A 12321-nucleotide genomic window follows, 5' to 3' on the forward strand; every position below is an offset into this window, starting at 1 on the left:
CCGGTCACCCGGAGGCGTCCACCGGTGCCGCCACCTCGGCCTGCCGCGCCGCAATCACCGCGACGGCGAACAGCACGACGGCCAGCGCCCCGTGCACCCACCCCAGGGTCGGGACCCCGCCCGCAACGACACCCAGCACGACCTGGACGAGCGTGGTCAGGAAGACGATCGCCGACCACCTCACGGCCCCGGGCACCCGCGCGAAGTAGGCCACGACCAGCAGGGCCACCGCGAGGACCGGGATGACCTGCTCCCCGTTGACGTTGTGCACGACGAAACCGAACGCGCCGCCGTAGACGCCGCCCTCGTCGGTGGCCTTGTCGAACGTGCCACCGCCGTCGACGTAGGCGAGCAGGCCGAACGTGGCGAACGCGATCGCGGCGGCCTGGACGAGCACCTCGAGCGCGATCAGGTAGGCGAGGATCCGGTACACGGACTTCATGGTCACTCCCTGGTGGTCGGGGCCCCGATGATGCCCGTCCGGGCACCGCCACGAGCAGGCACCCCGCCCCCGACCTGCGGAAACGGACATCCACCTCAGAAGGGGGCGTCGTCGTCCTCGGGCGCGGCGGGGAGCCGGGCGAAGGGGTCCTGGGACACCGACCCGTTGCGCGACGGCGCGTCGCCCGCGCTCTCCGATGCCCGTGTGGCCCACGCCGGGAACGGGAACTCGACGGCCAGCGGCACCGGGATCTCCGGCTGTGCGACGAACATCGTGCCCGGTTTCGCGAGCGTCGCCCGCTGCCGTTGCGACGGGGGCAGGAAGCCGTACTCGGGCCGCCCGGCCTCGGCGGGATCGAGGCGCCCGACCACCTTGATCGAGGAGTTGGAGACGATCCGCCGCTCCACCTCCGACGCCGTCTGCTGCGCGCCGATGAGGATGATGCCCAGCGACCGCCCGCGCTCGGCGATGTCGAGCAGCACCTCCTTGATCGGGCTGGAGCCCTCCCGCGGTGCGTACTTGTTCAGCTCGTCGATCATCGTGAACAGCAGGCCCGCGGCGCCGGCCTGCTCCTTGCGCGCGGTCTCCGAGGCCAGAACCACGCCGACGACGAACCGCTGCGCGCGCTCGGGGAGGTTGTGCAGGTCGACGACCGTGACCTGCTGGCCCTCGGTGGAGACGCGCCGCCCCGCGGTGGAGGCGAGATCGCCGCGCACCAGCGTCCGCAGCGGCTTGAGCGACGAGCGCAGCCGGCGCAGGAACGCGTTGATCGTGCCGACGCCGGTGACGGGCCCGGCCCAGTCGCGGCGGCTGTCCTCGTCCGACAGGCGGTCGGAGACGAACTCGACGAGGTCGGAGTAGGTGGCCAGGCGCCGGCCGTCGACCATCACGGCGCCGTCCCCCACGGGTGTGGCCTCGCGCCGCAGCCGCGCGGCGACCTGGTGGATCACCATCGTGTACTGGTTGCGCTCGTCCTCGGCGTCGGCGAAGACGAAAGCCAGCAGCTCCTCGGAGCAGAACTCCGCGAGCGTCCACCAGAACGACGAGACGCCGCTGGTGCGGCCCGCGACGAACGGACGTCCGGACGGGTCGTCGGGGGTGGGCGGGGCGAAGAAGCCCACCGACGAGAACGGCTCGGCGGGCAGTCCGAGCCGCGCGTAGTGGGCGACGAGGTCCGCGTCGAGCTTGGTGTTGCGGTGGTCGAGGAACAGCAGGTCCTCGCCCTTGACGCTGAACACCAGCGCCTTCGCGTTCACCGACCTCTTGCCCAGCACGCCGCTACGGAAGATCGAGTAGAGCAGGAACAGCGCGAAGCTCGTCTTGGTGGCGACGCCGGAGATGCCCGAGATGGAGACGTGGCCGCCGCGCGTGCCGTCGAGGAACTCCAGGTTGAGGTAGATCGGCTCGCCGTCCCGGCCCAGCCCGACCGGGACCTTGCGGTCCATCTTGTCGAAGTACAGCGCCTGCGCACGCTCCTCGCCGGTGGCGCGACGGGCGGGCGAGCCGGGGGTGGGGGGCACGTAGCACTCGGGCTCGACGCGGGTGGTGGTGATCTCCGCGATCTCCTGCACCTGCGCGGGCAGCACGCCGTCGGCGATCAGGAAGACGTCCGAGCCGTAGGTGGCGCCCTCGTGGCGGGCGACCACCTGCGTGACGACGCCGGAGGTCAGCACCGCCCCGAACCCGGGCACGGTGCGGCCCGTGACCACGACGTCGTCGAGCTGGAGGTACTGCCCCGGGGCGAGGGCCACCGAGAACAGCAGGGGCGTGGAGTCCACGGTGCCGACCACGAGGCCGACGGACTGGTCCGACACCCGGGCGACGATAGCGGGGCCGCAGGTCGTCCTTCGACGGGGTGACATACTGCGTCGCCATGCGACACGGCCCGGTGACGATGCGTGACTGGCTGGCGTCGTTGCCCGACGACGACCTGCGGTCCGTCGTGGAGGTCATCCCGGCGCTGCGGCGTGCGAGGAGCGGCTCCGACGACCTGCGCGCCCGGATCCGGGAGTTCACCGACCAGCAGGTCGAGGGCCTGGCCCACGCGTTCCTGGCCGGGGTGGCCCAGCGGCTGCGCACCGACGGCTTCTCCCAGGCCGAGATCGACGCCCCGGGCCCCGAGGACCTGCGCGCCATGCTGCTCGACCATCTGCCCACGGCCCACGGACGGCTGGCGCTGCACGCCCTGCTGATCGGCGACGGCCCCGCGTCGTCGACGGCGCGGGCCCACGCCACCCAGCTGCTGACCGCACTCGACGAGGAGCTCCCCATCACCACGATCACCGCCACCCCCACCACCTGGGCGGACGTCGCCGAGGCCGTCGAGCGGCTCCGCCACGACGCCGCCACGCTCCCTCCCGCCCTCCGCGCGGCCGCCGACGCCGTGGCGGCCGGCTCGCTGCCCTCCGACACCGAACCCACCGCGGCGGCCCTGGCCCGGTTCGCCACCGAGATGGCCCGCCTCGCGACCACCCTCGGGTCGTTGCTCGGCGACGAGCCGGTCCCGCCGGACCTCGACGGCGTGCAGGCCCACCTCGACCGCGTCGCCGAGGAGGAGCGGCTCGCCGCCGAACGCGCGGTGGTGCGCGAGCACCGGGACGGGATCAGCGCCACCATCGCGAAGCTGGAGGCCGACGGCGGCCCGGCGTTCCTCGTCGAGAGCTACCGGAAGATGCTCGCCGAGATCGACGGCGAGCTGGGCCCGGAGGTGGTGACGCTCCCCCGCACGGCCGCCGAGGCGCGGGCGCTGCTCGCCGGGATCGGCATCGACGACGGGCTGCTCGCCGCGCTGCGACCGTGGCCGGAGCTGTGCGACGCGGGAGAGTTCATCGCCCGCGACGACGTGAGCGCCGTCGTGGCGACCGAGCCGTCGGAGGTGCCCGAGCTGCTGGCGCGGCTCGACCGGCTCGGCGTCCTGCGCGAGAACGACGCAGGCGAGCTGGCCCTGGACGACGTCACGCTGAGCTGCCTGACGCTGCTGCCCGTCGACGGGAGCGTGCCGGCGGCGCGGTGACCGCGACGATGTGGGCCGATCGGGCGTCGATTCTGTCGGCGCCCGGTGGGACGCTCTGCGCCCACCACTAGGGAGGAACCATGTCCCATCGCGACACGCCCTGGCCCGCCGGCACGCCCTGCTGGGTCGACCTCGCCGTCCCCGATCTCCCGGCCGCCCTCACGTTCTACGGCTCCGTGATGGGGTGGACGTTCGTCGACTCCGGTGAGGCGTTCGGGCACTACACCATCGCCCAGGTCGACGGCCGGGCCGCTGCCGCGATCGGGCCGGTCATGCAGGAGGGCACGCCCACCGTCTGGACGGTCTACCTGGCCAGCGAGGACGCCGACGCCACCGCGAAGCTGATCACCGACAACGGCGGCACGCTGCTGTTCCCGCCCATGGAGATTCCCGGCAACGGCCGCATGACCGTCGCGATCGACCCCACCGGCGGATCGTTCGGCGTCTGGCAGGCCATCGGGATGAACGGCTTCGGCCTCGCGAACGAGCCAGGCTCGGTCACCTGGACCGACATCCGGCTCGCCGACGTCACGGCGGGTAAGGAGTTCTATTCGGCGGTGTTCGGCTATACCTACCAGCCCGTCGAGGGCGCACCCGACGACTACAGCACCGTCCACGCAGGCGGCGATCCGGTCGGGGGCGCAGGCGGGATGATGGGCGCGCCCGCCGGGACGCCGTCGCACTGGCTCACCTACTTCGCGGTGCCCGACGCCGACGCGGCCGTGGCGGCCGCCGAACAGGGCGGAGGGAAGGTCGTCTCCCCGATGGAGGACACCCCGTTCGGGCGGATGGGCGTGCTCACCGACCCGTTCGGCGCCACGTTCGCGCTGATCCAACTGCCGGGCTGAGTTACCGGAGAGCTAACGGAGGAAGGCGGCGTCGCCGAGGCTTGATCGAGGTCAGCATCGGCGACGCGGGGCGCTCCGTACCGAGGGCGGGGCGAGGTGGCCATTCTCGTTCACCTGGCGTTCCGATTCACCGCGTGAGTTCGGCGATCCTGCCTGCGGCGTCCGGCCAACGGCGCGCGAGATCGGCCCGGTCGCCGAGCCGGAACCCGGTCCAGTCGAAGGGCGGGGCGGTCGTGGTGCCCACCAATGTCCATTCGCCGGCGGAGGTCGACCCCTGCCAGGTCCCGGCGGGCACCACCACCTGGGGTCGCTCACCCGCGGCGAGGTCGGGCCCGAGCACCGGCTCCTCGACCGGGCCGTCGGGGTGCAGGAGCAGCAGACGCAGCGGTGCGCCCGCATACCAGTGGTAGGTCTCTGTGGCGCTCAACGCGTGCAGCGCGGAGAAATCGGGGGTGATCAACAGGTAGTAGATGGCCGACGAGTGGGCGTCGACGTGGGTGCGGCGGAACATGCCGCCCTCGTCGGGCAACGGCTCCAGCCCGAGCAGTTCGACGATCTCCGCGGCGGTCACCACGCCGGCACCGCCGACATGCCGCCGTCCACGACGAGGTCATGGCCGGTGATCCAGCGCGCCATGGGCGAGGCGAGGAACACGCAGGCGTCGCCGACCTCGGACGCCGTGCCGAGCCGGGCCAGGGGCGCCTGACGGCGCCAGGAGGCCACGCCGGACGGCCAGTCGTCCTCCAGCCCGTCGCGGTCGACCAGTCCCGGTGACACGGTGTTGACCCGGATCCCCCGGCCGCCGTACTCCAGCGCGGCGCTGCGGGCGAACATGATCATTCCGGCCTTGGACGCGGAGTAGTGGGCGTGCCCGCGGGCGGGGCGGCTGCCCTCGACCGACGCGGTGAGCGTGATGGATCCGCCGTCGCTCATCACCGGCACGGCGGCCTGCACGGTCGTGAACGAGCCGGTCAGGTTGGTGTCCACAACGCGCTGCCACTCGTCGGGACTCATCCCGGCCAGGTCGGCGACGGGCTGGACACCGGCCGCGGCCACGACGGCGTCGAGCCGCCCGAAGCGTTCGACGGCCACTCCGACGACCGCCGCGCACTCCTCGGGATCGGCCACGTCGCCCTGTGCCGCCACCGCGTGCCCGCCCCGGTCGACGATGTCCGCCACCACGGCGGCCGCCCGAGCCGCGCTGGTGCGGTGGTGCACGACCACCGCCGCTCCCGCTGCTGCGAACCGCGCCGCCACCCCACCCCCGATCCCCCCACCCGCCCCGGTGACGAGCGCGACGGTGCCGGTGAGGTCGGGTAGCTGAGGATCCACGCCGCCATTCTCCCGATGTGGTCACCTCCGACCGCGCCACAGCGCCCCGGAGAGGGTGTTCAGGTACGACACGCGCCGATCATGGACCGGGTTCTCGCGGATCTCCGTAGTCACGCGGATGGCGCCGCCCTCGACCCTCGACATGCTGATCACACCCGTCGAGAGGAACCCCGATGTCCCCCCGCACCAACCTGGCGATCCAGCTCTCCGCGCTGCTCACGTTCACGCTGTTCCGGTTCGCCGCACCCGGTTGGTGGCTGGTGATCCTCGTGATCAGCATCGTCGGGGTGCTCGTGGTGCTGCTGCCCACCGTCCTGGCCCTGACCACGGTGCGCCGGGCCAGCCTCACCCGGCCCGTCGTGCTCCCGTTCCTCGGCTGCGCCACCAGCCTGGTGGTGGCGGGCGCCCTGTTCCCCGATTTCGGCGACACCGACGACGCCCAGGTGCCGCTGCTGTCGGTCCTCGGCCTCGACGGCGACCCGAACGGCGTGCTCGCCGGGATCGGTGCGGTGGCGGTGCTCGCCTTCATGATCTGCGTCGCGATCACCCCGGTGGCCGTCGCGGCGACCGCTAGGACGCCACGACACTCGCCGCCCGCAGCGTCTCCCCGAGCATGGCCCGCCGCAGCTTCCAGGTGATGCCGATCGGCCGCTCCCCCTCGTGCTGCTGGTAGTCGCAGAGCCCCAGGCACAGGAACGGCGCGGGCCCGATCTCGTCGATCGGCGCGTCGCGCACGAACAGCGCGACGTGCGTGCCCCGTTCGGCGTGGTGCAGGTAGCGCTGCCCGGTGGGTGAGGCGACCGCGGTGGCGTTCTGCGACTCCCAGTGGAAGAGATCCGGCCCCAGAGCGAAGTCCCGGTACATCGTGGTGGGCGAGAAGTTGTGCTCGGTCTTGTGCAGGTTCACCAGCATCGCGTCCACCCCCACCTCCGGCGCCCACGCGACGCCCGAGGCGTGCCCGTAGGCCTTCCGCGTCATCGACGCCCAGTCGAGCGCGGCCAGGATCTCCTCCCGCCGGTAGTGGGCGTGGCTGCGCAGCGGCAGGTGCTGCAGGCCCTCGCCCAGCGGTTTCGGCACGTGCCGGGCCGCGTCGAGAGCGTACGCCGTGACCTCGCGCAGCTCCGCGCACACGGCTGGGTGCCGGCGCAGCTCGACCAGGCCGGCCTCGTAGGAGGTGAGGCCGCCGCGGTCGGGCCAGAGCTGGAAGAACAGCATCCGGGCGAGGCGCTGGTCGCGGTCGGTCAGTTCGGCGTAGCCGGGACCGTCCGGATCCGCGAGCGTGGCGTACACCGACGCCCGCTCGGGGTCGTCGACGTGGGTGAACGCCGCCATCCGCTTGAGCAGCGCGGCCTCGTCCGGCCCGGCCGCCGCGGTGGGCAGCCCGGCGTCGCGGCGCAGTCCGGTCCAGGAGCCGAGGGACTTGTAGACGTCCACCAGCTCACGACCGGACTCACTCAGGAACCCGGCGAGCGGCAGGTCACCGTGCGAGCGGACGTCGCTGATCAGCTCCTTGCGGGTGACCCGCAACTGCTGGCGGACGTTCTCCAGCACCGTCGCCTGCGCGACGCGGTCGAGCACCAACGCCGACCCCGAGGGGAGGAACGGGAAGCCCTGCTCGATGTCGTCGACCAGCCCCTTGCGCGTGCTGCCCGTCAGCGCGCGGTAGCGGACGTCGAAGCGGAACTCGCGACGGTGCTGGCCGATGAAGTCCAGCGCCGTGAGCACCGCCTTGCCCTCCGCGCGGCGCAGCCCGCGGCCGAGCTGCTGGAGGAACACCGTGGCGCTCTGGGTGGGCCGCAGCAGGAGCACGGTGTCGACCTGCGGGAGGTCGAGGCCCTCGTTGAACAGGTCGACGGCGAACAGGCAGTTCACCTCCCGCGCCGCGAGCCGGCGCAGTGCATCATCGCGGTCCTCCCGGGACGTCTGTGCGGAGACGGCCAGGCTCGGGATGCACGCCCGGTCGAACACCGACGCCATGTACTCGGCGTGCGCGACCGACACGCAGAACCCCAGCGCGCGCATCTGCCGGACGTCGGTGACCTTGTCCTTCGTCTCCCGCACGACCTTCGCCGCGCGGGCGTCGTTGCCGGTGTAGATCCCGTCGAGCGTGGCGACGTCGTAGCTGCCGCGCTTCCACTCGACGCCGCGCAGGTCGACGTCGTCGCTGATGCCGAAGTAGTGGAACGGCACGAGCAGATCGGCCGACAGCGCGTCCCACAGGCGCAGCTCGAACGCGCTGCGGCCGCCGAAGCGCTCGCGGACGTCCACGCCGTCGCCGCGCTCGGGGGTGGCCGTGAGACCGAGCAGCTCGCGGGGCTGGAGATGGTCGAGCAGCTGCCGGTAGGTGGCGGCCTCGGCGTGGTGGAACTCGTCGACGACCACCACGTCGAAGTGGTCGGCCGGGATCTTCTCGACGCCGTACGCGGCCAGGGACTGGATGCTCGCGAAGACGTGCGTCCAGCGCTCCGGCCGGTCACCGCCGACGTAGGTCTCGCCGAACGCGCCGTCGGCGAGCACCGCTCGGTAGGTGCGCAGCGACTGCTCCAGGATCTCCCGACGGTGCGCGACGAACAGCAGCCGGCTGCGCGGCAGCGTGCGGCGCAGCTGGGCGTAGTCGAGCGCCGCCACCACCGTCTTTCCGGTGCCCGTGGCGACCACGACGAGGTTGCGGTGCCGGTCGTGGACCGTGCGCTCGGCCTCCAGCGCCTCGAGGATCTGTGCCTGGTGCGGGAAGGGCCGGACCTCGACGCCGGTGCTGACGTCGGTGCCCCCGGGCAGGCGGTTGCTCGTCAGCGCCGCCGCCAGCCGCTCGCTGTCGGCCGGCACGTCGGGGTCGTAGGGGACGAAGCCCGGCTCGGCCCAGTAGCTGTCGAACGTGGAGCCGAACTTCCGGATCAGGTCGGGCGTGGCCACCGACGACAGCCGGACGTTCCACTCCAGGCCGTCCACCAGCGCCGACTTCGACAGGTTGCTGCTGCCCACGAACGCCGTGTCGAAGCCCGAGCGGCGTCGGAACAGCCACGCCTTGGCGTGCAGGCGCGTCGAGGCGCTCGCATAGTTGATCTTCATGGTCGCGCGGTAGCGGCGCACCAGCTCGTCGACGGCCCGCTGCTCGGTCGCGCCCATGTACGTGGTGGTGATGACGCGGAACGGCACCTCGCGCTCGCGCAGCAGCTCCAGCTGGTCGGCCAGCACCCGGACGCCGTGCCAGCGAATGAACGCGCAGAGCAGGTCGACGCTGTCGGCCGAGGCCAGTTCGGAGCGCAGCTCCGCCGAGAGCGACGGCTCGCCACGGGTGTTGGTGAGCAGCGCCGCGGACGACAACGGCGTGACCGGCCGCTCCAGCTTGTGCACGCCGGGTGCGATCTCCCGGCTGAGCACGACGAGGTGCTGCACCGCGTCCGCGAGGTGCTCGTCATGTGCGGAGACCACGGTCAGCACGTCGTTGACCAGCGCACGCCGGCCCGCGCCGTCCGGCTGCTCGCGCAGGGCCCGCTGCACCACCGCGGCGACGTGGCGGGCGAGGACGTGAGCCTGGTCGGCGTCCTCGACGTCCGCGAAGTGCGGGACGAGATCGCCGAGGAGGCCCAGCTGCGCGTCGAGCCGTGGTGTGCGGAGCGACTCGTACACACCGGCGTGCAGGGGTTCGGTCACACGCAGTGCCTACCGCACCCCACCGACAGTGTGGCCGCCGCCCGTCCGTCGTGCACGGTTACGCCAGGCGGGCGCTCCAGGAGATGACAGTCCCCGCCGACTCGCAGTCCTCCCCGACGTCCCAGCGGTCTCGGTGCTCACCTTCATGGTCTGCGTCGCGCACGACCGGTCAGGAATCGAGAAGCACCGGCGGCACGCACGCTCGTACCGTCAGGTCGTCCGGCCGATGGCCGACGTGAGTACCCCACCCCGAGGAGCCGACCATGAGTCCCACCATCCGCAGCCTGGTGATCCCGGTGTCCGACCTGGACGCCGCGAAGGCCGTCTACACCGCGCTGCTCGGCGCGCCCCACACCGACCAGCCCTACTACGTCGGGTACAACGTCGACGGCTTCGAGGTCAGCCTGAACCCGGCCGGCGACACCGGAGGACCGGTGGCCTTCGCCGACGTCGAGGATCTCGACGCCACCCGCGAAGCCCTGCTCGCGGCCGGCGCGACCGAGCGCAGCGCTCCGCGTGAGGTCGCACCCGGGGCGCGGGTCTGCGTGCTCGCCGACGCCGGCGGCAACCCGATCGGACTGCGCGGCCGGTAGCGGTCGGACGTGCGCCAGGCGATCCCCGTTCGCTACTCCCACGGCCGGGCGGCCAGCACCGCCAGGTGCAGGGCCACCAGGGTGTCCTCCAGCTCCGGCAGCTCCGCGGTGCGGTCCTCCCGCACGCACGTCCGCACGAGCTGGGTGGTGGCGCCGCCCACCGCGAGGTAGGCCTCGAACGGCACCCGCGGCCAGCCGGGCCGACGCGGCAGGGCGTGTTCGTGCCACGCGCGGTTGACCTCGGCGAACTGGCGCTGGGCCGCCTCGATGTCCGGCCAGGCCTCCGGACCCGCGCCCGGCATCTCCACGTAGAAGATCCGCGTGAAGGCCGGCTCGGCCGCCAGGAAGTGCAGGTAGGCGCGCAGGCCCGCCCGCAGCTCGACCTCCGGCTCGGTGCCCGGCGGGAGCTCCCGTGTGGCGGTGCGGATCGCGGTGACGAGCAGGCCCCACCCGTGCGCGCTCGCCGCCCGCAGGCAGGCGTCCTTGTCGGCGAAGTGCTGGTAGAACGCGGCGCGCGAGACCTTGGCCGCGCGCACGATGTCGGCGACGGTGGCCGCGCGGAAGCCCGAGCCCGCCACCACCGAGACGGTGGCGGTGATCAGCCGCAGCCGCTGCGCCGCCGCGACCTCCGACGCCGGCAGGCTCGACCGCCCCCGCGGCAGCCCGGGCTCGGCGTCGTGCGTCCGCGCGAGCGATCCCCCTTGTGGCACGTCCCCTCCCGTCCTAACGTACGCAGGCGTACTCCTGATTGTGACCGGGCACACATCGTCTCAGGAAGCAGGCATCATGGTCGCTGCCACCCTCTGGAACCGTCGACTCCAGCACTATCCGGACACCCGGCCGCGAATGGTGCAGCTCGCCATCGTCGTGGTGGCCACCATCGTCCTGTACTACGAGGCCTACGTGGCCAGCGCCGTCGCGCCGTCGATCATCGCGTTCTACGGCATGAGCTTCCCGTACTACGTCTACATCACCGTCGTGGCCAACGCGGTGGGCGCGTTCGCGTCGCTGCTCGCCGGGCTCGCCGATCGCTGGGGCCGGGCCAACCTGGTGACCTACGGGCTCGGCGTCACCGGCCTGCTCGTGGCGTTCGGCCTGCCCAACGCCCCGACGGCGTTCACGTTCGGGCTGTTGTCGGCCGTGGTCGGGTTCGTCGAGGGGATCATCCTCGTGGCGACCCCGGCGCTGGTGCGGGACTACTCGCCCCAGATCGGCCGCGCGTCCGCGATGGGGTTCTGGACGCTCGGCCCCGTGGTGGGCAGCCTCATCGTCGCCGCCGTGTCCAGCAGCACCGTCGACGCACTGCCCGACTGGCAGTCGCAGTTCGTGATCTGCGGGGTCGTCGGGCTCGTCGTGTTCGTGATCGCGCTCGTCGGGCTGCGCGAGCTCTCGCCCAACCTGCGGGACCAGCTCATGGTCAGCATGCAGGACCGGGCGCTGATCGAGGCGCGGGCCGCGGGCGTGGACACCGACCCCCGGCACCCGTGGCGGCAGGTGCTGCACCTCGACGTCATCGGCTCGGCGTTCGCGGTCGCCGTCTTCCTGATCATCTACTACACGGCCGTCGGCTTCTTCACGATCTACTTCACGACGATCTTCGGCATGGGTCTGGCGGAGGCCAACGGCATCGGCAACTGGTTCTGGGCGTTCGACGCGATCGCGCTGATCGTGGTCGGCATCGTGTCCGACCGGCTCGGCGTCCGCAAGCCGTTCATGCTGGTGGGAGCGGTGGCGAGCGTGATCATGACGATCGTGTTCCTCACCCGCGGGCCGGACACGTCCTACCCGGCCCTGGTGGTGATCACGAGCCTGACCGCGGTGTCGCTGGGCGTCGCCTACGCACCCTGGATGGCGAGCTTCACCGAGACCGTCGAGCGCCGCAACCCCGCCCTCATGGCCACCGGCCTCGCGGTGTGGGGGTGGATCGTGCGCGTCGTCGTCGCCGTCTCGATCTTCATCCTGCCGCTGGTGGTGAGCTCGATGACGCCGCTGGTGCAGTACGGCGCGGAGGTCAAGGCCCTGTCGACGCAGTACGCGCCGGAGCTGCAGACGATCGCCGCGGTCGACCCCGCGACGCTCGCCGCGCTGCCGACCACCCCGTCGCTCGCGGCCACGGCCGTCGGGCAGATCGCGCAGAAGCTGGACGTCGACGCGGCGACCGCCACCGCCCGGCTGCAGGCCGTGGCCGCGGTGCCGGCGAAGGACCTGGCGTTCCTGCAGCAGCACGGCAAGGAGGTGGCCTCGGCCGCGGAGGAGAGCGCGAGCCAGTGGCGCACCTGGTGGTGGGTGTGCGTGGCGGGCGAGCTGCTGTTCATCCCGTTCGTGTTCGTGATGTCGGGCCGCTGGAGCCCGAAACGGGCGCGGCAGGACGTGGCCGAGCACGAGCAGCGGGTGGCCGCGGAGCTGGAACGGCTCTCCCGGACCCCGACAGGCTGAGGA

General features: G+C 72.4%; 11 protein-coding genes. 5 read left to right on the forward strand and 6 right to left on the reverse strand.

Translation table 11 applies throughout. The features are described from left to right. Nucleotides 1-4 precede the first annotated feature (4 nt). Both BGP03_RS20920 and BGP03_RS20925 read right to left on the reverse strand, forming a co-directional pair. Nucleotides 5-442, reverse strand: coding sequence for a hypothetical protein (locus tag BGP03_RS20920; protein WP_296377905.1), 438 nt, complete (start codon nucleotides 440-442; stop codon nucleotides 5-7). 95 nt (nucleotides 443-537) lie between these two features. Further along, complete coding sequence (locus BGP03_RS20925; protein WP_296377906.1) at nucleotides 538-2256, reverse strand: ATP-binding protein; 1719 nt, start codon at nucleotides 2254-2256, stop codon at nucleotides 538-540. A 59-nt stretch (nucleotides 2257-2315) separates the two neighbouring features. Here BGP03_RS20925 and BGP03_RS20930 point away from each other — a divergent pair, with 59 nt between their 5' ends. Further along, nucleotides 2316-3455 carry a hypothetical protein gene (locus BGP03_RS20930; protein WP_298797913.1) on the forward strand — a complete coding sequence of 380 codons (1140 nt, stop codon included), beginning with the start codon at nucleotides 2316-2318 and terminating at the stop codon, nucleotides 3453-3455. A gap of 80 nt (nucleotides 3456-3535) precedes the next feature. Beyond that, entirely contained in the window at nucleotides 3536-4303 is a 768-nt protein-coding gene (locus BGP03_RS20935; protein WP_296377908.1) for a VOC family protein, read from the forward strand. A 127-nt stretch (nucleotides 4304-4430) separates the two neighbouring features. Here the strand turns inward: BGP03_RS20935 and BGP03_RS20940 are convergent, their stop codons facing one another. Continuing rightward, nucleotides 4431-4877, reverse strand: coding sequence for a cupin domain-containing protein (locus BGP03_RS20940; RefSeq protein ID WP_363094180.1), 447 nt, complete (start codon nucleotides 4875-4877; stop codon nucleotides 4431-4433). Further along, nucleotides 4871-5635 (reverse strand): SDR family NAD(P)-dependent oxidoreductase, encoded by a 765-nt coding sequence (locus BGP03_RS20945; protein WP_298797915.1) that lies wholly within the window; start codon nucleotides 5633-5635, stop codon nucleotides 4871-4873. Before BGP03_RS20945 ends, BGP03_RS20940 begins: the two co-directional genes overlap by 7 nt. 173 nt (nucleotides 5636-5808) lie before the next feature. On the opposite strand from BGP03_RS20945, the gene BGP03_RS20950 reads away from it, so the two are divergent. Beyond that, nucleotides 5809-6273: a hypothetical protein gene (locus BGP03_RS20950; protein WP_298797917.1), complete on the forward strand. Its 465-nt coding sequence runs from the start codon at nucleotides 5809-5811 to the stop codon at nucleotides 6271-6273. Here the strand turns inward: BGP03_RS20950 and BGP03_RS20955 are convergent. Further along, nucleotides 6206-9289: a DUF3427 domain-containing protein gene (locus BGP03_RS20955; protein ID WP_298797919.1), complete on the reverse strand. Its 3084-nt coding sequence runs from the start codon at nucleotides 9287-9289 to the stop codon at nucleotides 6206-6208. The genes BGP03_RS20950 and BGP03_RS20955 overlap by 68 nt on opposite strands. Nucleotides 9290-9552: 263 nt before the next feature. On the opposite strand from BGP03_RS20955, the gene BGP03_RS20960 reads away from it, so the two are divergent. Further along, nucleotides 9553-9882, forward strand: a complete 330-nt coding sequence (locus BGP03_RS20960) for a VOC family protein (RefSeq protein ID WP_296366447.1) — start codon at nucleotides 9553-9555, stop codon at nucleotides 9880-9882. Nucleotides 9883-9914: 32 nt separating this feature from the next. On the opposite strand, the gene BGP03_RS20965 is transcribed toward BGP03_RS20960, so the two are convergent. Beyond that, complete coding sequence (locus BGP03_RS20965; protein WP_296366449.1) at nucleotides 9915-10592, reverse strand: TetR/AcrR family transcriptional regulator; 678 nt, start codon at nucleotides 10590-10592, stop codon at nucleotides 9915-9917. Nucleotides 10593-10668: 76 nt separating this feature from the next. On the opposite strand from BGP03_RS20965, the gene BGP03_RS20970 reads away from it, so the two are divergent. After that, nucleotides 10669-12318, forward strand: a complete 1650-nt coding sequence (locus BGP03_RS20970; protein WP_298797921.1) for an MFS transporter — start codon at nucleotides 10669-10671, stop codon at nucleotides 12316-12318. The last annotated feature ends 3 nt before the right edge of the window (nucleotides 12319-12321 follow it).

Source organism: Pseudonocardia sp. 73-21 (genome assembly GCF_001899645.1).
Taxonomy (GTDB): Bacteria; Actinomycetota; Actinomycetes; order Mycobacteriales; family Pseudonocardiaceae; genus Pseudonocardia.